The sequence below is a fragment of the Streptococcus infantis genome, from assembly GCF_047464715.1.
Taxonomy (GTDB): domain Bacteria; phylum Bacillota; class Bacilli; order Lactobacillales; family Streptococcaceae; genus Streptococcus; species Streptococcus infantis_S.
Map to the genome: position 1 here is coordinate 597,224 of NZ_JASHBJ010000001.1, position 19,941 is coordinate 617,164.

The 19,941-nt window shown below is 35.4% G+C and carries 28 protein-coding genes; 4 read left to right on the forward strand and 24 right to left on the reverse strand.

From position 1 onward, the window contains the following. Positions 1-7: 7 nt before the first annotated feature. The 6 genes from QM419_RS03000 to QM419_RS03025 form a co-directional block, all read right to left on the reverse strand. Entirely contained in the window at positions 8-505 is a 498-nt protein-coding gene (locus QM419_RS03000) for a hypothetical protein (RefSeq protein ID WP_414277838.1), read from the reverse strand. A gap of 10 nt (positions 506-515) precedes the next feature. Next, complete coding sequence (locus tag QM419_RS03005; RefSeq protein WP_414277839.1) at positions 516-1,070, reverse strand: hypothetical protein; 555 nt, start codon at positions 1,068-1,070, stop codon at positions 516-518. 17 nt (positions 1,071-1,087) lie between these two features. Then, positions 1,088-1,570: a hypothetical protein gene (locus QM419_RS03010; RefSeq protein WP_414277840.1), complete on the reverse strand. Its 483-nt coding sequence runs from the start codon at positions 1,568-1,570 to the stop codon at positions 1,088-1,090. Positions 1,571-1,588: 18 nt separating this feature from the next. Further along, positions 1,589-2,440: a CbrC family protein gene (locus tag QM419_RS03015; RefSeq protein ID WP_414277841.1), complete on the reverse strand. Its 852-nt coding sequence runs from the start codon at positions 2,438-2,440 to the stop codon at positions 1,589-1,591. 130 nt (positions 2,441-2,570) lie between these two features. Then, the gene (locus QM419_RS03020; RefSeq protein WP_414277842.1) at positions 2,571-2,975 is read right to left on the reverse strand and encodes a hypothetical protein; all 405 of its coding nucleotides are present in this window, start codon (positions 2,973-2,975) and stop codon (positions 2,571-2,573) included. 49 nt (positions 2,976-3,024) lie between these two features. After that, positions 3,025-3,531 carry a YfbM family protein gene (locus QM419_RS03025; RefSeq protein ID WP_414259120.1) on the reverse strand — a complete coding sequence of 169 codons (507 nt, stop codon included), beginning with the start codon at positions 3,529-3,531 and terminating at the stop codon, positions 3,025-3,027. Positions 3,532-3,649: 118 nt separating this feature from the next. Between QM419_RS03025 and QM419_RS03030 the strand changes: the two genes are divergently transcribed. Next, positions 3,650-4,669 (forward strand): hypothetical protein, encoded by a 1,020-nt coding sequence (locus QM419_RS03030; protein WP_414259121.1) that lies wholly within the window; start codon positions 3,650-3,652, stop codon positions 4,667-4,669. A gap of 30 nt (positions 4,670-4,699) precedes the next feature. On the opposite strand, the gene QM419_RS03035 is transcribed toward QM419_RS03030, so the two are convergent. The 10 genes from QM419_RS03035 to QM419_RS03080 form a co-directional block, all read right to left on the reverse strand. Then, positions 4,700-5,506 (reverse strand): hypothetical protein, encoded by an 807-nt coding sequence (locus QM419_RS03035; protein ID WP_414277843.1) that lies wholly within the window; start codon positions 5,504-5,506, stop codon positions 4,700-4,702. A 48-nt stretch (positions 5,507-5,554) separates the two neighbouring features. Next, entirely contained in the window at positions 5,555-5,866 is a 312-nt protein-coding gene (locus tag QM419_RS03040; protein ID WP_414277844.1) for a hypothetical protein, read from the reverse strand. A gap of 38 nt (positions 5,867-5,904) precedes the next feature. After that, complete coding sequence (locus QM419_RS03045) at positions 5,905-6,225, reverse strand: hypothetical protein (RefSeq protein ID WP_414277845.1); 321 nt, start codon at positions 6,223-6,225, stop codon at positions 5,905-5,907. Positions 6,226-6,317: 92 nt separating this feature from the next. After that, on the reverse strand, positions 6,318-7,196 hold the full coding sequence (locus QM419_RS03050) for a DUF4300 family protein (RefSeq protein ID WP_414277846.1): 879 nt from the start codon (positions 7,194-7,196) through the stop codon (positions 6,318-6,320). 83 nt (positions 7,197-7,279) lie between these two features. Then, positions 7,280-8,161 (reverse strand): diacylglycerol/lipid kinase family protein, encoded by an 882-nt coding sequence (locus QM419_RS03055; protein WP_414277847.1) that lies wholly within the window; start codon positions 8,159-8,161, stop codon positions 7,280-7,282. Positions 8,162-8,206: 45 nt separating this feature from the next. Then, positions 8,207-8,593, reverse strand: coding sequence for a hypothetical protein (locus tag QM419_RS03060; protein WP_178895051.1), 387 nt, complete (start codon positions 8,591-8,593; stop codon positions 8,207-8,209). Between the two features lie 259 nt (positions 8,594-8,852). Beyond that, positions 8,853-9,095, reverse strand: coding sequence for a phosphohydrolase (locus QM419_RS03065; protein ID WP_414277848.1), 243 nt, complete (start codon positions 9,093-9,095; stop codon positions 8,853-8,855). Positions 9,096-9,200: 105 nt separating this feature from the next. After that, positions 9,201-9,767, reverse strand: a complete 567-nt coding sequence (locus QM419_RS03070; protein ID WP_414277849.1) for a hypothetical protein — start codon at positions 9,765-9,767, stop codon at positions 9,201-9,203. A 101-nt stretch (positions 9,768-9,868) separates the two neighbouring features. Beyond that, positions 9,869-10,123, reverse strand: a complete 255-nt coding sequence (locus QM419_RS03075; RefSeq protein WP_263393622.1) for a hypothetical protein — start codon at positions 10,121-10,123, stop codon at positions 9,869-9,871. A 127-nt stretch (positions 10,124-10,250) separates the two neighbouring features. Next, positions 10,251-10,748 carry a hypothetical protein gene (locus QM419_RS03080; protein ID WP_414277850.1) on the reverse strand — a complete coding sequence of 166 codons (498 nt, stop codon included), beginning with the start codon at positions 10,746-10,748 and terminating at the stop codon, positions 10,251-10,253. A 284-nt stretch (positions 10,749-11,032) separates the two neighbouring features. On the opposite strand from QM419_RS03080, the gene QM419_RS03085 reads away from it, so the two are divergent. From QM419_RS03085 to QM419_RS03095, 3 genes are read left to right on the forward strand one after another with little or no spacing between them, the layout of a single operon-like run. Beyond that, positions 11,033-11,827 (forward strand): MerR family transcriptional regulator, encoded by a 795-nt coding sequence (locus tag QM419_RS03085; protein WP_414277851.1) that lies wholly within the window; start codon positions 11,033-11,035, stop codon positions 11,825-11,827. A 2-nt stretch (positions 11,828-11,829) separates the two neighbouring features. Continuing rightward, complete coding sequence (locus tag QM419_RS03090) at positions 11,830-12,645, forward strand: ABC transporter ATP-binding protein (protein ID WP_414277852.1); 816 nt, start codon at positions 11,830-11,832, stop codon at positions 12,643-12,645. Beyond that, a complete protein-coding gene (locus QM419_RS03095; protein WP_414277853.1) occupies positions 12,642-13,358 on the forward strand; it encodes an ABC transporter permease in 717 nt (238 codons plus the stop codon). The genes QM419_RS03090 and QM419_RS03095 overlap by 4 nt, the downstream gene beginning before the upstream one ends. Before the next feature lie 227 nt (positions 13,359-13,585). Here the strand turns inward: QM419_RS03095 and QM419_RS03100 are convergent, their stop codons facing one another. The 8 genes from QM419_RS03100 to QM419_RS03135 all read right to left on the reverse strand — a co-directional run bounded on the left by QM419_RS03100 (position 13,586) and on the right by QM419_RS03135 (position 19,825). Continuing rightward, positions 13,586-14,410 carry an ADP-ribosylglycohydrolase family protein gene (locus QM419_RS03100; RefSeq protein ID WP_414277854.1) on the reverse strand — a complete coding sequence of 275 codons (825 nt, stop codon included), beginning with the start codon at positions 14,408-14,410 and terminating at the stop codon, positions 13,586-13,588. Between the two features lie 21 nt (positions 14,411-14,431). Then, complete coding sequence (locus QM419_RS03105) at positions 14,432-15,217, reverse strand: alpha/beta fold hydrolase (RefSeq protein ID WP_414277855.1); 786 nt, start codon at positions 15,215-15,217, stop codon at positions 14,432-14,434. A 244-nt stretch (positions 15,218-15,461) separates the two neighbouring features. Continuing rightward, a complete protein-coding gene (locus QM419_RS03110) occupies positions 15,462-15,953 on the reverse strand; it encodes a nucleotidyltransferase (protein WP_414277856.1) in 492 nt (163 codons plus the stop codon). Positions 15,954-16,041: 88 nt separating this feature from the next. Continuing rightward, positions 16,042-16,794, reverse strand: a complete 753-nt coding sequence (locus QM419_RS03115) for a lysostaphin resistance A-like protein (RefSeq protein WP_414277857.1) — start codon at positions 16,792-16,794, stop codon at positions 16,042-16,044. Positions 16,795-16,989: 195 nt separating this feature from the next. Next, positions 16,990-17,556, reverse strand: a complete 567-nt coding sequence (locus tag QM419_RS03120) for a hypothetical protein (protein WP_414277858.1) — start codon at positions 17,554-17,556, stop codon at positions 16,990-16,992. Positions 17,557-17,678: 122 nt separating this feature from the next. Beyond that, the gene (locus QM419_RS03125) at positions 17,679-17,918 is read right to left on the reverse strand and encodes a hypothetical protein (protein WP_414277859.1); all 240 of its coding nucleotides are present in this window, start codon (positions 17,916-17,918) and stop codon (positions 17,679-17,681) included. Between the two features lie 18 nt (positions 17,919-17,936). Further along, positions 17,937-19,298 carry a hypothetical protein gene (locus QM419_RS03130; protein ID WP_414277860.1) on the reverse strand — a complete coding sequence of 454 codons (1,362 nt, stop codon included), beginning with the start codon at positions 19,296-19,298 and terminating at the stop codon, positions 17,937-17,939. Continuing rightward, entirely contained in the window at positions 19,298-19,825 is a 528-nt protein-coding gene (locus tag QM419_RS03135) for a hypothetical protein (RefSeq protein WP_414277861.1), read from the reverse strand. The genes QM419_RS03130 and QM419_RS03135 overlap by 1 nt, the downstream gene beginning before the upstream one ends. Positions 19,826-19,941: the final 116 nt, after the last annotated feature.

Here is a 19,941-nt window from a genome sequence, read left to right on the forward strand (position 1 = left end):
ATCTTGGTCAAAGTAAGTCGCCATACCAAGTTTCTTCATCCTCAAAACCGTAGAATTTCTCATCAAGTAGCCAATTTCCATCCACCAATTTAAGTACAAACTGATGCTTCATGTCTAAAGCTTCTTGATAGTGGGTGATGACTCTTGCTTCTTCAGCTTTTGTCATGATAAAATCTACAGAAAAATCATTCGTTTGAACATAGTTATACTCACTTGGGGAGCCATAAGAATTTCGAACTCCTCCTTCCAAGTATTTTTGAGTCACTCGTCCAGTTAGAAGTTGAATTTGCCTCTGAAAATAGTCATCCATAAGTTCATTCCACTTGGGATGAACTTGATTTGCTGGGATGCCAAGGCCTTCTTTTTCCTTATCCAGTGCTCTGTTACTATCAAAAATTTCCTCTTCTAACAAGGTTAAACTTTTGAGTAAATTAAGCAAGGGTGGGATGATTATTTCCACCATAGCTCGATAGTTTTCAGGGGTATTTTTATAGTTCACTCTCATGATTACTCTCTTAACTCTCCTGGATTAATTGCTTTACTTCTATGTCTGAAAGTTGTCCATCCATGTAGAGTTTCCTAAGTAAATCTTTATCTACGGTAATTTCATAATAGTCAGTCACAAACTCATGAAATCTCTCAAAGCTATCAAAAAGGTATGAAAGCAACCATTCTCCACCATCCTGACCTTGGTAAGTCTGTTGATGCGCGTGACCGTCATACCAGATAAAGAAGGTTGTTTCATCTTTTTGATCTTCAGAATAAAGTGAGACATACTTTTCATCCAGACCTTTATAAAAACCATCAATGACGTCTTGATCCCACTCGTCAGCAGCAAACTGGCTTAAACTACTCTCATGATCAAAGCCTTTTATAAGGATCATTTTATCAGTCAAAATCACATCTAGAGAATCACCAGAGCCATTGTCAATAAGGTAGCGGAGTCCATAGTCTTCCTCAGTCTTAATCACGAGTCTGAGCCAATCCTCACTCGGATCTGTCAAATACTCATCAATGACCAGCAAGGCATCTAAGCGAGTTTTTATCTTGTCCCAATCAATCTTTCTCATCTCTAAAAACCTCCATCTTATTCTTGCTCTTTATCAAGATCACAAGCCCTATAACGAGCTGTTAGATAGCCTGAAAAGCTAATCTGAGGGATATTCCACTCATTAGGCAAATAAATCGAACAATCCACCTGATCACCTAGAGAGGAACTTGCTGAAAAGACATATCTTCCCAAATCTTCATTATTAGGATTTCTTTCAACTAGACTCAATCTGCTAGCATTGAACCAGTCTTTAAACAGTAACCAGATTTGCTCGGCATCTTCGTTTAATAAGGATACTTTCAAGTTGTAGCTGATTCCGACCCTACATCTTTTTTTGAATCCTGACTCATCAGCCCTACAAACTTTTATCGATCCCTTATCATACTGCCAGTTATCACTATCTAATAGGGGGAATTGAACAGATAGATTGTCTTTAAATCCCTGCATAGTATCTAATAAATCTTTGGAGGCAGCTTCGAATAATTCTAGTTCTTCCATAGTTTTCTCTTTAATTTTCATAGCTAATCACATTTCGATTTAATCTGCATCAACCCAGATCTGGTATTTTTGACAATGGAGACATCTGAAAAGGTAACCACAGATAGGCCCGTCTTTGACCAAGTAGTCTTCTACCTCTTGATATTCTTCACGCGCTTCATAGTCTGCCAAGACTTGCTCAGCGATTCCCATATCCTTCAATTCTCGAGTTCCAACTGTACCCAGGTAAGCACAATAATCTTGGCAACAAGAAAGCCAATATTCTCCCTGCCAACTAGAGTAGCCTGGGGTCTGACAAAAAAGCAGCTGATTCTTTTCTGGATCCAATTCACCCTGCCACTCGGCATCTTGGATAAATTCTGCATCGAATTTTTTGGCTGCTTGACCGTTTGCAATGCAAGTTGGGCAGAGATGTTCTATCTCTTCGATACAATAAGGTATAAGGGTATAATAAACATTGCTTTCTTTCCCACAAGATGGACAAACCTTGGCTTCTCCTTCAACAAATGAACCTGTTGCTAAGGGATCTGGATGATAGAGAAAATAAGGTAAGTCTTTTAACAGGTTCTTCCTCTGCTTCTTCTCTTCTTTTCTTAGAGGACGAGGAAGGGCAAAACGATCGCCATGACTCTGACTCATTTCTTGTAAACGGCTCAGTTTCTTTATCTGTTTTCGATCAGGTTTGTCTAAGATTTCAGTAAATAAGCTATAGGCACTAGTGTAGAGACCCAATTGTTCATAGAGGTCAACTAAGACTTTCTTAGCTTCTAAATCATCAGACTTAGCTAATTCATCAGCCAAATCATAGAGGGCTGCGACACTTGAAGGATTTCCATCTTGGTCCAGGTATTGCTTTTTTAATGTAATGTATTTTTCTAGAAATGGATTCATAGGATTACCTTTCTAACGGAATATAAAAACCTTAACAAATAGTAACTAGGACAATACCATTTAAGCCTAACATTGCTTTATATAAATCTTTCATTTCATCACCTGATTTTAACCTCTTATTGTCAGACAGTTAGTAAATTTCATACACAAGCTCTCTATCAGCTTGAAAATATTTGTCGAATTTCACTAAAAGATAAAGGGATCCAGCTGGAGAAACACCGGCATCATAACCTAGAGCAAATTCGCCATAAGAACCACTTTTATCCAAGATTAACTCCCTTAATTCCAGTTCTGTAACTGCTTTATCAGGCCAATTATCATGGATAACCTTTTGAGCTTTTTTATCAAGGTGTTCCAAGTTTCTATATAAACGAGTCATCAAATCATCTGATAATAAGAGTAAATCCTGTTCACAGTACCCTGTAAAATAAATATTTATGTCTTTATTAAGATATCGCCCTAGAAAATAGATCCCCGAATCATGTTTTTCCCAGCTTATTCCCTTCCATAACGCCAATAAATCTTCTTTGTTCATTTATTTCCTCAAGCAGTTTTATTCTTTTAGGAAAAGTTTAATAAACTTTCTAACAAATAGTAACTAAGACATTTCCATTGAGCTCCAGAATCTTTTTGTAAAAGTCTTTCATTTTGACAAAGCAGGTTAAAATATCATCCTTGATTTCTTCCTCTTCCTCAAGATAATCCCAAATATCAGGATACAAGTCAGCTTTCTTGCATGCTTCCATACTAAAGTCTTCCAAAGCCTTGTCCATATCAAATTCTTCTAAAGCTTGACTGATAGCCGCAATTCTCGATTTTTCAGTATAGGCGATATATTCAGATACATCCTCTAGAGGAGTCACTCCTAAAACAGCTTCTCTTAAGGGATTGTCATCCAAAAATTCTGAACTACTAAATCCTGTCATTACAAAAACTAAGACATCCCACATTTTGTCAATATCTATTAAGATATCATGACTATAAGTGGAATCCTCAGAAAAATCTAATAAGTCATCTTCTTGATTGGAAAGACCTTTTAATTGTTTTAATTCATCGTCTGGTAAATATTGATAATTGGCAATCATTCCCATGATTTTACTCCTTTTAATCAGTTAGTATCATACGGATATTTCTAGCTCTTTTTCCCTAGAAAATGCTATAATGGAGCTAAGAAATTGTTTTATTGAATGTTAAATAGGGGGTATAGTAATGTTCACTAGTATTGTTTTGGCTTTTTATGCTCTTTTCTTTCTTTCCTTGTCCTTTACTATCTATCTCTATATCAGACTTCTAGTTGCTGTTAGACAAGGGAAAGATGTCCCAAAATGGATTTATAAACTTGGTCATGCTGTTCAAGGAAGAATTCACGTTGACTATGAAGAAATCACTGATGCTAATGCCCTTAAAGAGATTCATTGGTTCTTGCTGATCTATTTAATCGTAAATCTACTCCTATTGGCTGTCTTCTACTATCATGGTAATAGCTTTCCTCAAGCCATTTATGAATGTTTGAAAAAACAATTTTTTATCGTACTTGTTAGTATGGTTTTAAAAAGTATTGGTAAATTTGTTGTACTGGCTATAAGAAAAAACTTTCATAACAGTCATGCCTATGCTTCAACCAACGCTTTTGTCGGGACAGCTTTTTTAACGAGTTATGTTTTTATGTTTTGCATGATGATGAGTGGCCTTCCAGCGCAACCTGTTCCAGTAACCATTCAAGATACCACTGTCATTGTCGGGGAGACCAAGGCTTCCGAACTTTTGGACCAAGGCTTTAGCTTTGAAGATAAAAGTCCAGAGACTTCCATCACAAATCCCAAGAACGACCACTTCTACTACGGTCAGCTTCTTGAAGTCAAGCGTGATGATCAGTCCTATGGCTTTATGAGCCTCACTCCCACAGGTAAAGATACAGATCAGCTCAAAAACTGCGTCATCACCTACTACAGAACACCTAAGGATAACAATCAACTAGAAGAAATTTCTATCAATCATGTCAAGCTAGCCAATCTCAAGCTTCAAGATTTTCAAACACGAAAGTTAATCGATATCTTTGAAGTCAATCCTGCTGATTATAATGTCTCTGATAAGGATAACAACTTTATCCTAACCATTCAAACAGCAGATTACGACCTCTGGAAAAGATATCGGATTGAAGCCAAGTTCAATTCAGATGGTTCCCTAGATAGTTATGGTGTCAGGGCCCAGCATAGTCAATGGGAATGATTGACCATTTCCCCTTTTATCACATAAGCGTTAAACTGGAAAAATATCTTCGACAAGTTTATAGGTTTCGATGAATCTAAGGCCAGAGGAACCTTTATCTCTAGTGATTTCTTGATAAATATCTTCTAAATTTTGGGCAGGTGCTAGCATCCAAAGACTAAAAGGTCTAAGCTTCACCTGTCCAATTTTTTCAATATTTTCTAATAATTGCCCTAAATCTTTGTGATTGAACCAGCAGTCTGTAACGAGAGCAAACTTTGTATTTTCCATCTTACAGGAGATTTGACTGGTCAAAAAATCATCGATGGTGGGCTTTTTTGTCTGTAAGAGGCGCGTGCAAGCCAGATGATACTCAAGCTTTCTAGGACTCTGATCAACCATAGATACAAAGATAAGACCATACTGGTCTTTGAACTTAACAGCAAGGAGATCCCCTTCTACAAAGTAGGGTTTGCGTTTAGCTTTGGTCTTGAGGACCTTTAGAGGTCTAGGATTTTCAGTTTGCAACTGGATAGCAAGTTTATCCAAGACCTTTTGCCTTTGCTTCAAAGCCTTTGAATCTATTTCCAACCAAAATGGATCAGCCCCTTTTTTGATAAGCTCCAAGGTTTTATCTCTGATATCGTCTGTCAGGTGACCAATCTTCCACAGTGAGTAGGCAAGAGCAGTCCAATAAATTTCTGTAAAAAAGTCTGTTTGACAGTAATCTTTCTCTGCATCGAGGATATCCTTGATAATATTGGACACATGATCACCGTCTCTATAGCGACCGACTACTTCATTGTAAATGTCATACCCTTGATCACTGTCAATGATTTTAACGCCATCAATAGCCATACTCAACTCCTAATGCTCAATCGACACCTTATTGATAAATCTCAAAACTTATTTAATCTTATGCTTGTTCATTTTTTCTTGGAAAATATCTGTAAGAATTTGGCGCAATTCTTGTGCTTCTTTTTCAGGAAGTTGGCCTTCTTGTTCAGCTACAGCATACATGTCTGGATACTCTAGCGAGATTCTCTTAACAGTACGAGTAATGGCATGTTTTCTAACAAAAAATGGAATTCGTTTAATCATATCCTGAGGAATTAGGGCGATAATCTTATCGGCTGTTTCCTTATCGTTAAGCTTAGAGAATGTTAGTCCCTTTTTAATCATTTCTTGTTCTTGTTCTGTAAAATCTTTAATATCCATTGTGTCTCCTTATGACTATTTTATTTACTACTATTATACTATTTTTTTAATTGGTCGAATGAAAAATCTCTATAAATCACTTCTTGGCCAAGAACGGAATCTGTTGTAACAGGTAGTTTTTTCAGCAAATCTTGGATATCAATATCATTGGGAAGAGGATTCAATTCTCCCAGACTATTTTCCTGAGGATGTGCTGCAAAGATAAACTCTCCCTTTTCCCAATCCATAGCACAATCATTGATAACATCTACTGGCGACAGGTCCAGCAGTTCTTGCTCTTGCGCTATAAACGTTTCGTAGATCAGCTCAAAAATAGCTCTCTTATCAATTTTTACAACTCTTAATGTCTTTTCATCCATGCTTGCAGTCCTCCAATTATATCAATTTAGCTATCATTTGATTGGTAACTTCTTATCCCCCTCTTTAGGCAAATCATCCAAAAATACTACTTTTAGAGTTGAACCCATTTATCATTATCCATAATAAATGGCTTCGCTAGACCTTCTCCTGTATAGTTTTCGTATTTTGTATCTAGATATTTGTAACAATCTTCCTTGGTCGCAAATTTAATGGCTTGATAAGGCTCCTCAAAGGTTAACTTTTCGACAAAGAGATAACCATCCTCGCTTGGTACAAGAATCCCAACATGGCCGATAAAGAGGGATTGCCCATCCAAGTCATCATGGACGACTACGGATAACATTCTTGCATTTTCATTAAACTTAAATTGAGAAAGGAACTGTCCCATCTTTGCAGCATGGACCTTAACATCTGTCGTTGCTTCAGTCTTGACTCTTGAGAATAAAATATCAAAAGCATCCTTGTCTTCTGCACCAAAGACCTTTCCTTTATCAATAGCGTCATTATCGACAAATAATAGGGAATCATCTTTTTCTAACTTAGGAATTTCGATTGAATTTTTCAATAAACAATAACTATTGATACGACAGTTAGTACCGACAAAATCATCCTTTTTTGGCGCCCAAAGATTGCTTATCTTTTCAACATCATAGTCTGTTTTGGTAAATGTAGAAAAATCTCCAGTTAATCCAACTGAACCGACAGTATTGTTATAATCATTTACAAGGTTGAAAAATGCATCCACACTGTCCTTATCCAAATGCGCAGCCAAGGCTTTTCGAACTTCTTCTTCACTGGTTTTACTGTTCATATTGCTATAAGTAGCTTTCCAGGAAACCTGATTAGACTGCGATTGAGTCACTGAAGTATTAGTAGTCCCATCAGTTGTATTTTGAGTTTGACCGCAAGCTACTAAGGTAAAAAGAAGCGTTAAGCAAAGACTAATAGTTGCTAATCTTTTAAATTTCATAGGCTTTCCTAACTATCAACTAGAATGATATACCGAGACTGCAAATCACAGCATCTGTTGATTTAAATCATTTGTTAAGGTCATTATTCTTTCGGTTGAGAATAGACCTCGATATGCTGACCTAGGACCTTAATTTCCACTGGTAGGTCATCCGATTTGTCACCATCAACATCCGTTTCTAATGCAATATCTGAAGAAATTTTTATATGACGAGCTTTTATATACTCGATATTCTCATTTACGACAACATCCCCTTTTAATAAATCAGGGATAACTGACAATTTAGTAAGGATTGAGGCATCTTTTAGAATCAAAATATTGGCATAGCCATCCTTATTTTCGTTAAAGATTTTTTTGTCAGCGAAATAATTGGTAAGGAGAACCAAGACATGGCTGGCTGGGCCAATATAATTTCCATTTTCTGTCTCAACTCTAATGTTAAATGTTTGATCAGTAACGACAGAGTTCATGGTGTTAATAGCATAGGCTAGCATACCAAACTTTGTTTTATCTTCTATCCCAACGTTATGAATGGCTTCTGGTATTGAACCAATGCTAAAGATATAACCAAAATAATTACCGTTTGATTTGCCAATGTCAATCTTATTCGTAGAACTAAAATCAAGCTCGTCAATGGCACCATCAATATCTTGATTGATTTCTAATAGTTTGGTGATAAGATTTCCAGTTCCTCCTGGGATAATCGCAAGTTTAGGAATGTAGTCTTTTTCAGCAATACCGGAGATGGCTTCATTGACAGTACCATCTCCACCGAATACAAGAACTGCATCATAGTGCTCCCGAGACGCTTCTTCTGCAAAGTTTGTGGCGTCTTGCGCTTTTTCCGTAATATTAATCTCCACATCTTCAAAATAGTCTCTAGCTTTATTCTCCAGCTTCACCTTATAATCCAAAGCTTTTTCGCCACCAGAGGTTGGATTGATGATTACCATGATTTTATTCATTTATAATTCTCCTGTCATTAGATTTCCTTACTTTAACTAGCTTTCTTAAGTTTCTTCAAGATACATTTTGACTGCTAGGTATTCCTGTTCTTTAGCATAGGCAAATACTTCTGAATTTCTAATGTAGTCAAAAATATTTTCCTCTAAATCCTCATCCCAGGTTGATTCATGAAATATTTCATTCTCTTGACATGCTTCATAGAAAACATCGAGGTGAACCTGATAAAACTCTTCATCCTCATCAGGGACTTGCCTTACTAATGATAGTTGAAACAAGGGTTTATCAGATATACTTGTAAATGTCCCTACTTCAAACAAAATCATTTCATCATCAATTGGCTCACGACACAAATCTTCAAAGATTGCGACCATATCCTCCAAGGGCATTTTATCGGTGATTCTTTCTCTTAAAAATTCAAGTGATTGCTTCATATTTTTTCTCTTTCTAAATGTTTTCGTTCTTAGAATAATCCTATTAAAAAATTGAATCTCTACACCTTTTATTATACTACATTAACAGAAAAAAAGACTGAACCAGACGGTTTTCACCTTGGTTTCAGTCTAGTTTTTTAATAATCAAAAAAGTCTCTATGATGGCTCAATTTCATATACAATTCCATAAACTTAAAATTGATAGATTAGGTCTAAGCAAAATTTAAAACTCACAGATACAACTTTCATCTCTCATTCTTTAGAAATTCTCATGAGCGACTTCTTCAAGATAGTCATCCAGATGATGGTAAATTTGCATATCTTCTTCTGAACTATCTTGTAAAACTGCAAATACCTTCACTTTCTCATCATTGACAAATACGAAATTATGTTCACCAAAATAAGCCTGATAACCCTTGTCAACTAAGGTCCAAAGTTCATCTTTTTTTAAACCAAAAATATCTTTTTTTACAAGATAGGTTTTCCCGATTTCCATTTTCATGATAGATATTTCTCCTTAAGAAGCTAGATAGGGCTAGATGTTTCTCTTAACTACTTAATCCGTCTACTCAAGCAGTGGCATACACTCACAAAGAACTTTGGTTGACTATTGAATATCTTCCATCGCTTCTTTCACATACCCTTCGACATCTTCAACCTCTACAAACAGCGGGTCTAAGTGGCATAAGAAGTGCCAATCTTCGGTGCCGCGTTTTCTGTAGAGAATCGCTTCGCCGTCTTCACTTCCAAAAAAGCTTCTGTCGGCTTCATATCCGTTGCGTTCTAAGAAGTCTTTTGCTTTGCGGAAGTTTGCTTCTCTGGCTTCGACATAGGCTTTGACTTCATCGTTGTTAACGACATAGGCATCGATTTTTGTAGTGCCTTCGATCACTTTATCGTTTTTGACGGATAGATTCGAAATCTCTTTCCAAATAATATCCACATTTTCCTCAGAATCAAACGAAAATCTAGATAAAGGGACAATATTTCCATTGAAGACAATTTCCATATAATCCGGCAATTGTTTAGGGTTCACATACTCCACTTCAAACCCATCTTCTTTTTCGAGAGTGTATCCAGGAATTTGAGCTACAAAAGCTTTACCCTCCTCTAAAGAATCAAAAACGACTATATCTTTTGAATAATGATTTTGATACAATTCCAATATAATCATCTATCATCCTCTAATCTTAACTGTTTCTATTAATTCTCATCATTTTTACGTTATTACTATCTCAGCCTGTGCTACTTCTGTTGAAAATTAAAAGTAAGACATTAAATTTTGTTAATCTTCTGCTTAAACTTTAATTCAAGCATCTTATTATAACCTTCATAAAAACGTTCTCTTGTTACCACTTCACCTGGATATTTCTCTTCTAGAAGTTCATAAATTTCAATTGGTCTAATCCCTTCTTCTGCCATATCCTGAAGGAATGGACTGCATAACCTCATCTCACCTTTACTAGATTGTTTTAATAAAATTCCATATATAGGAATCTTAGTTAATAGATTATGGGTACTCTTTTTCATAACATTTATCTCCCCCACAAATTCGGATTGATTGGCAAGTCTACTTAACAAAATGATACTGAACATTGCTTGACTTAATTTTATGAAAAGAGGCCAGTAACAAACTTAAGCCCAGCCTCTTAGATAATCATTTTTCTTTGTAGCAAATAATGTATGCTTTGATGAAATCACTACCCACAACAATGGTTAGCGGAACACTCAAAACAACTTCATCAGTTTTGCCATTCTCATACTCTTGTCTTTCTTCAGGAGAGTATAGGTACATAGCTATTGAATAGGTGTTTCCAGCCTCCAAGTCAAGTTCCATACTGATATTTTCTGATTTGATATTGATTGTTTTGTTCAATCGAGTCTCAGTCGTTTTATAAACGCCCTCGATTGTATATCTCCCAGGAACTAAAGCAACTACCTTTTCTAGGTTTTCTCCAGTTATTGGATTAAAGTCAGCAAGATTCTGTCCATTAATTTTAGTTTTTGAACAGTATAAATGAACAATAGCTTTATCACTATTATCACTAACAAAGCTATCAGCTTTTTTCTTTCTATTGCCATTTACAATCATAAAAACAACAAATAGCAAGAGCCAAAGGACAACAAATCCTACGATAATATACATTGTATTCATCATCTATCTCCTATATTTTCTTTACTTTTTAACTACATTTTAGCACTAATCATAGAACAAAGCAAAAATATATACAGAAAATATGTATGTGTTTTAAAACTTATCATTCATAAACTTTTTTTCACTTCAAAATACGTGTTTTCAAAAGTATTTTCTGTTTTATTAGACTTTTTCATAACTCTATGAGCTCAATAGAAAAACCGTTCATCGATAAAATTATTTTATAAAGCGCTTGCTCGTGACCTTACGTTATGATGTATAATATATATAAGGAGGTGAGATAGATGGCAAAATTCAGAGCAATTCCAGAAGGGTTTATGACAGTTGGGGAAGTCGCAAAGAAAATGGGAGTTACAGTCCGTACTCTACAATACTACGATAAAGAAGAATTGCTTTCCCCATCAGCAGAAAGCGAGGGAGGACGTAGGCTTTATACCGATAAAGATTTAGTCATACTTCATCAAATTATATCCTTGAAATCACTTGGATTTTCTCTTAAGGATATAAAGGGGCGTTTAAACTCTTTGAAAACACCAGATGAAGTTGCAAACGCTCTTACGGAGCAAGCAGATGATATTCGCCAAAAAATAGAACAGCTCAAGGATTCTTTATTAGAAATAGAACAGTTAAAAGTTGAAGTTTTACAAATACAGACGGTAAACTTTAAAAAGTATGCAGATATTATTGTCAATCTACAGATGAAGAATGATTCTTATTCTCTAATTAAACGTTTTGATGATGATACGCTAGACCGCATACGCAGTCGATTTGACAAGAAAAGCGGATCAGACTTTATGGACAGATTTAATCGCCTAAGCGATGAGATTGTGGAGCTCCATAAAGAAAAGGTGCCAGCTGAAAGCGAACAAAGCCAACAGGTTGTGAAAGAATACTGGGGCTTGATTATGGAGTTTACAAATGGTGATATGACCATGCTTCCGAAGTTGATGGAAGTCGGTAATATTGATAGCGCCACTAACGCTTGGGAAGAAAAACAAAAGATCGTTAATAATTATTTAGAGCCAGCTTTGCAAGTTTATTTTTCAAGACTTGGAACTAATCCTTTTGAGGAGGTGTAGCCATGAAATACGCAATAGAGGTTCGTGAACTAATTAAAAATTACGGCTGTCATGGAATCCTAAAAGGTCTTAATATTCAAATCGTAAAAGGAGAAATTTTCGCTTTACTCGGTGTGAATGGAGCTGGGAAAACAACAACACTTGAATGTATCGAAGAACTGAGAAAATATGATGGAGGCACTATTGTTGTAAACGGCAAAATGGGAATTCAACTGCAGTCTTCTTCTTTGCCAGCCCATATCAAACCTATGGAGGCGATAAAGCTCTTTGCGAAATGGAATCATACAAAGATTGATGATGATATGCTTAAAGCTCTGGAAATAAAAGAAATTGAGAAGTTACAATACCTGCAATTATCCACGGGACAAAAAAGAAGATTACATCTCGCTCTTGCGCTTATCGGCAATCCCGATATTATTTTCCTCGATGAACCGACTGCGGGACTTGATGTTGAAGCAAGACTAGCCCTCCACGAACAAATACGGAATCTCAAATCACAAGGAAAAACAATCATTTTGGCAAGTCATGATATGGCTGAAGTTGAGACCTTATGTGACCGCATTGCTATTTTGAACAGTGGAAAGATTGTCTTTTGTGGCACTCCTTCAGAACTGACAGACAATGTTGGAAGAAGTTACTATATCCATTTAAAGACTCAAGAAGGAGTGAAGTCTTTTGAAACGACCAATATTGAGGGTACCTTAATTTCATTATTGACTGAATGCAAGCAGAATAAAATCCAGGTATTGGATATTAAGGTTGATCGTGGCACCTTGGAAGAGCATTTCATCAAAATGGCAAGGAGGGAATCAGAATGAACTGTTTTCTATATAGTCTAGTATTACAGTGGAAATTAGATATACGAAGCAAATCTCTCTTGGTTACTTTCTATATTGTACCGCTTCTTTTCTTTCTTATCATGGGTGGTATTTTTACTTCCGTTATACCTGGGATGGGAAACACACTCATACAGTCTATGATAGTCATGAGTGTTTCAATGGGGGCCTTTCTTGGCTTGCCACCTTCATTGGTTGAAATTTATGGAAGCGACATTAAAAAAATCTATAATGCAAATGGTGTGCCTATTTATTTAGGATTGGTAACTATGGTTCTCTCGGCCTTTGTCCATTTGATGATGACCTGTATTGTGATCCTTCTACTTGCCCCTATTTTATTTAAAGCAAGTCTACCGACTCAACTTCCGATTTTCTTACTTTCACTCACCATCTATATTATTGTGTCATTGAGTATTGGAAGTATTCTTGGACTTACTTTAAAAAACCAGGCAAAGCTGACCATGATAGCTCAACTTGTATTTTTGCCTTCAATTATGCTTTCGGGGATTATGTTTCCAATTAGTTTGCTACCTGATTTTCTTCAAGTAATAGGCCTTGTTTTTCCGGCTTATTGGGGATACAGATTGATGCTAGAGAATGGTTTTAGTATTGAAAACCTGTGGTATATGCTTTTTATATTTTGTATAGCAGTAATGATAGGTATCTTACTACTGAATAAGCAAAAATCTGAATAAATAGCTTAATAAAGCAAAATGGATCAATTTCCGCATTAATTTAAAAGAAAAAAGCGACGAGATTATTTGTTATCTCGTCGCTTTGCTGTTTTTCAGGGGTCAAGCTCATGACTTGGTTAAGTTTGTTTCTGCCTTTTCTTCTCAAAAGGTGATAACTCTTTACCCTAGTATTTGCTCAACTTCCTTAATCTTATTTTTAGAGTTTAATAATGACTAGTTAGTATCCGTTATGATATTGAAACTTCTTTCTCCCACCGTCTGAGCAAGTCTTTTAAAGGCTCATCTAGATAGGTATAGGCCTTGTCCTTTATCCAATCAGGGATTCCATAAGCTGCTTCGGCAATACTTCCTGTGATAGCAGCAAGAGTATCACTGTCCCCACCAAGAGAAATCGCATTTCGAATCGCATCTTCAAAATCTGTACTTTCTAGAAAGGCAACGATGGCCTGAGGAACGGTATCCTGACACGTTTCATTGAAACGATAAGTAGGACGAATTTCATCCAGCGTTTTAGAAAGGTCATATCCATACTCTTTCTCGATATGTTCCTTAACACGTCTTTTAATCTCCGCAGGATTATCGACGCCATCACCACCGAAGAAATAACGGCACATATAAATAGCATCAGCCGTTGCCATCGCACCTTTAACTCCTTCTGGATGGTTATGCGTCACCTCTGAAGAAAGTTGCGCCAGACGTTTTCTCTCGGACGGCAACTCGTCTGTTGTAGCCTCCATTACCCAAGCACACGGAGAAACACGCATCGCAGAACCATTCCCAAAACTATTGTAAGGCTCACGGTTGTCGGTCATAAGCCACCGGTTAAACCTGGCACCGTAATCCGCGTTTGGATACCTTCTGCCATACTTCTTCATGGCATCAATGAAGTTATCCTTCTGTCCGCCATTCATGATTGCTTCCGCCACAGCACAGGTCATCACCGTATCATCTGTGAAAAAGCAGTCGTCCCTAAACAAGGGAAAATCCTTCGTTTTAATATTATTCCATTCATAAACTGAACCAACAATATCTCCCACAATTGCTCCTAACATAAGATTCCTCCTTACAGCATATCAGATTTCCAATGGATCACTCTTTAAAAACGGCTCAACCAAATCGATCCATTCTTGAGGCAGGTAAGCTGATAGATAACCATGGTTATAGCCCTTTGCTTCATACAGAATAGTGTTTGGATGTAGCTGCTGAAATAATTTCGCCGATTCTTTCACACAGTTTAATTCTTTTTCACCGTAGATATACAGAACCTGCGCCTTGCTAGCAGAAATCGTGTCCTTCAGCTTGTAACACCCCATATATGTTTTGTAAATGGTCACCATTGTTTTAATAGGTGTCCTTGGTAGATCCTCCAAATAATATGCTTTTATTTCCTCTGGATAAGCTAGTTTAGGATAGAGTTTGTTCATCATGCTTAATTGAAGTTTGCAAGACAGTTTACTGAACATCAGTTTACCAAATAGAGCTACTATAAAGATGCTGATTTTAGCTAACCTTGGTTGTGGAATACAGAGGCTTCCGTCTATGATGGCCTTCTCAGCTATCTCGCTGTCTAAGGACAAAAGCTCCATGGCAATTTGACCTCCGAGCGAAACACCACCGATTGCATACAATTTCCCACCACAGTTTGCTTTGATATAGTCTAGGATCTCCAAAGCAGAATCTTCAGTAGAAATATAATCGAGTTGATATTCTTCACCATGGCCATTCAAAGTGGGTAGAATAACACGGTAGTCTTCTGACAAAATCCGTGCTTGACGAAGATAATTCCACCAAGAACTGCCACCGCCATGTATCAGTATGATAGGAGGCAAATTCCTATCACCAAATTCATGGAATTTCATGTTTAAACTCCTTACTGTGAGACTTTCAATAGATACGTCCTTGTTTAATCTGTTTAAAGAAGCAGTGATCTAAATACATCAATCGTTACTTTCGATAATAGTTAAGCTGATCAAAAATTTAAAATATTTTTTCCTTACTAATTCTATTACTCGCCAATATTGTATAAATTAAATGACCAATAAAAATGATGATAAAAATAACATAGCAGACAGTCTTACAACTTACTACTGTTCATATGATAATTTACAAATGTCTTTCCAGCCACTCGATCTTTTTAAAATCCTTATTGTTATTGTGATCATTTCGATAGGAGTCTTGAGAAGAAGCTTTGTAAATACTTAGATACTGCTCCAGACTTGGAAGACGAAAAGTGATGCCTTCAATGTGAATAAGCTCTATATCCGATTCCGAAACTCCTGCAAAATCAAGTAAGGAATCGATACTTCCAAATTCAACACTCACTCTATCCTTTTGGAATTCATGCTCATGAATATCTATTAAGACGTAGCCTAAGTCTTTCATCACTTTCATTATCTTGTCCCAGTCATAAATTCTGAGATGGTCAGGTGCTTCCCAACCTCTAGGGTCACCAGGCACATGAATGTCAATGTCAGACGGCTCCCAATTTTCTTTCGTTCTAAACTCCAATCCCAAAGACCCCATCAGTGTCGGTGTAATTCCGACTCGATTTAAATGGAAACAAATGTTTTTAAATTCTTCAAATAAGAGACTCATGTTTACTCTAAACCTTTCATCTAAATGTTCGTTATTTCTACTTTATTACCTTGAACAAAATCATCTTCATTTTATAGAATATAGCCAGTTATTTTGGATACAAATTCTTTTCCTTACTAATTCTATTACTCGCCAATATAGTATAAATTAAATAAGCAATAAAAATGATAATAAAAATAAGATTAATCTTCAGCACAAAATAGAGATTTAACAAATTTGCGAACGCATGAAATAATATGCAGTAACCGACAGATTGGGTTTGATGGTAAAGAAGTCCTAAAACAAAACTTAAAAATAACGTATATATAAAAAATAAAATAAAAGGAAATCCTTGATGACTTTCTCCTACTATAAACCATAAAGGCAGATGCCAAATCCCCCAAATTGATCCTACAATCAAATTAGATTTCCAATAAGTATATTTTTTATCAAGTAAGGGTTGTAGTATGCCTCTCCATCCTAATTCTTCGTGACCACCACCAAAAAAGATTAATTGAATAAAGAATAGTGGCATCAGGTATATTGATACTCCGTTTAATTCTAAGGAAGATACAGAAAATAGTATCAAAATTGCTAACAAATGAATAATGAAATAAATACTACTATTTTCTTTCTTACTAAATACAAAATGTTTAAATTTTATATTATTCCTTTTCAAATAAAAGGCACTTGCAATAGCTGGTCCAAGTGCACCTACTATATGTAATGTTCTACCTATAATCGTTTCTAATCCCAAAATATGAGATTGCGTAATTATGGCGAGAAGCCCCCATGTTATATAAGTAATTCCAAATGTAATATAAAGATAATTTTTTAAATTCCTTTTATCGATTTCTGTCATTTTATCTTCCTTATCTTGATTATACTATATATAATATTTTTTCTGCTTCTTAATTGCTATCGATTATAACTACCTATATTCTATCACAAAAATGCAAAAAAAGCCTTACAATCAAGGCTTTTCAGTATCCCTTTCGTTACAAGGTTTTTATGTTTTTACTAACAAAGTTACATACGCGCAAAGAACTTTTTTTAACTATTGAATCTCTTCCATCGCTTCTTTAACATATCCCTCTACATCTTCAATCTCTACAAACATTGGATCTAAGTGACATAAGAAGTGCCAATCTTCAGTGTTGCGTTTTCTGTAGACAATTGCTTCACCGTCTTCACTTCCGAAAAAGCTTCTGTCGACTTCGTACCCTTTGCTTTCTAAGAAAGCTTCTACCTTGCTGAAGTTTGCTTCTCTGACTTCGATATAGTCTTTTACTTCATCGTTGTTAACGACATATGCATCTACTTTTGTAGCGCCTTCGATTACTTTATCGTTTTTAACGGATAAATTCGAAATTTCTTTCCAAATAATGTCCACATTTTCTTCGGGTTCAAACGAAAATCTAGACAAAGGGACAATATTTCCATTAAAGACAATTTCCATATAATCCGGCAAGTGTGTAGGATTAAAATACTCCATTTCAAACCCATCTTCATTTTCTAGAGTATATCCAGGTATTTTGGCTACAAATTCTTTCCCTTCTTCTAAAGTCTCAAATACGACTAAATCCTTTGAATAATTGTTTTGGTACAATTCTAATATAACCATCTTTAATCCCTTCTAAACTTTTTTCGTTTAATTCTAATTTACTTTTTCATCTTATGATGGTTCTTTGGATTTTTGAAGCATGTCTTCTTGAAATATAAAACAAACACGTTTAGTTTGATAACCTACTTTTTAAACTTTAATTCTATTATTTTATTGTAACCTTCATAAAAACGTTCTCTCGTTACAACTTCGCCAGGATATTTTTCTTCTAGAAGTGTATAAATTTCAATTGGTCTAATCCCTGCTTCCGCCAAATCTTGACGGAATAGACTACATAGCCTCATTTCACCTTTACTCGATTGTTTTAATAAAACTCCATATATAGGAATTTTAGTCAATATATTATAGGTACTCTTTTTCATATCTGCTCCTAAAATAAATTAATTGAATATAACTACATAATCATTGTTGAAGTTATTAAAGGTGGTGTTTATATGATCATAAACTTCCTGTGTTTCTTTATATATTTTTTTAGAAACATAAAGGTCTTTCAATTCGTTTTTTTCAATTAGTATCCACTTTAACTGTGAGTATGAGTACTTTGCAAAAGTGATCCATTGTGCATAATTTATTGTCATAGGATTATTTGTAAAGTAGATTTTCCCAGCATTTGCAGCTGTAGCTGTAGAATGCCCGATAAATAGCATAGTACTTAATTTTGGATTCTTCTCTCTTTTCAACGAAAAAGGAATAGAATTTTTTAAAGAATTTCCTTCGTTAATTCTTTTTAAAGCATATCCTAGTCTGATGACAACTTCAACAATCATAGTTGAAATTGCCATACTACTAAAATGAATAAAATCATATCCTTCGTAATACATCCCTTGTACTATTTCTGCTATTGTTTGTTCCTCATCCCCAATTTTTCCGAACTGAAATAAATTGAATAGTCCCATCAATGGGGCAGGTAATCCCATTGAAGTTGTAATATCAGATTTAAAATGAATTATCTGCTTAGCAATTGCAGCGAAAATATCACTTTCTTTTCTATCTGTATAGTTGTCCATAAATTGAGATACTATTTTTCCATTTTTATCAATAGTAGTCATCTTTCCATTGAGAATATCACACACACCGATTACTAAACCAAGAAGTGGGTCATGTCCAAGAGATAGTAATCTATGATAATAAGCAGAAAGGCCATTAACATTAACTTTTGTATGACGATTATCTTGTGCATCAAAAGGAACCTTACTAACTTTAGAATTTGCAAGCTTTTCCATTTCTTCTTCAGGGAATCGTTGATTGAACCAATCTCGAACATAATTCGATAAAGGACCACCTTTCAATCCTTGTGGAGTTTTTTTAGGTATTCCAATTAAAAGAATATCAACTATTGCTGCTAATACACCAGCACCAGCACAAATCGAAATATCAATTGCATCAAGTTTGTGAATGTTATTAAAATCATCATTCAATTCTCGAATAATAGCTTCATTTAACTCTATCTCTTCATTTGTAAAAAGTACTTCTAATTCATTCGTAGAACCGACTTCATGCTCAGCTTTTGTAATTAAATCTTCCCATTTTGGAACGAATATAGTTCGGGCTTCTGTTTTCGTATCTATTATTGGTAAATCATTAAGATTATACCCTAACTCTTTCAATAATTCTTCACTTTCTGATATACTTGTTTCCATACCTGTCTTATCAAGACTTTTGATTAGACTTAATTCTCTAGCTTGATAAACTAAAATATTATTAAATTGTCTCTCTTCATCAGAATATTTAAATTTACCCATTACGATTTTCCTAAATCATTTTTTAAATCTTTTATCGCTTGTGTAAGTAGAATATTTAAACTTTGTAAATAATCGAGACGATCTTTATCAGCATCCGTCTCAGCCTTCAGCGCTTGTATAATAGCTTCATGTTTTTGCAGCGCATCTTTATACAATCGTTCTTTTTCCTGTTTAAGTTGATTATTTTTTAAATTAGATGCTAATAAAATAGCTCCTCCAGCCAAGACAACAGCTGGTGCTGCTAAAACAAAAACGCCAGCTACCATTCCACCACCAACAATACTTCCTGCCGCTGCAAGTCCAGATGTAATTCCAGCGGCAGACAAACCAACTGTGCCTAAACCATAGAGTGCAGCAAATGATCCAATTCCACCAACGCCTGCTCCCAGTGCACCAGCTAAAACTTCTGGTATTGCACTCTCTCGCATTGTACGCGCCTTGTCATTCAGCGCAGCAGATGCTTCATTAATAACATTTACTACTTGCTGTAAAGATTCAACATTTTGGAATACTAGTTCTTTACTCATAAAAAACTCCTCTATATTTTATTATCTTAATTATACCATGATGTAATAAAAAAACTGCAACACAAAAGTTACAGTTTTCTACTTATATATCAAAAGATAGTAAAGTAATTTATATC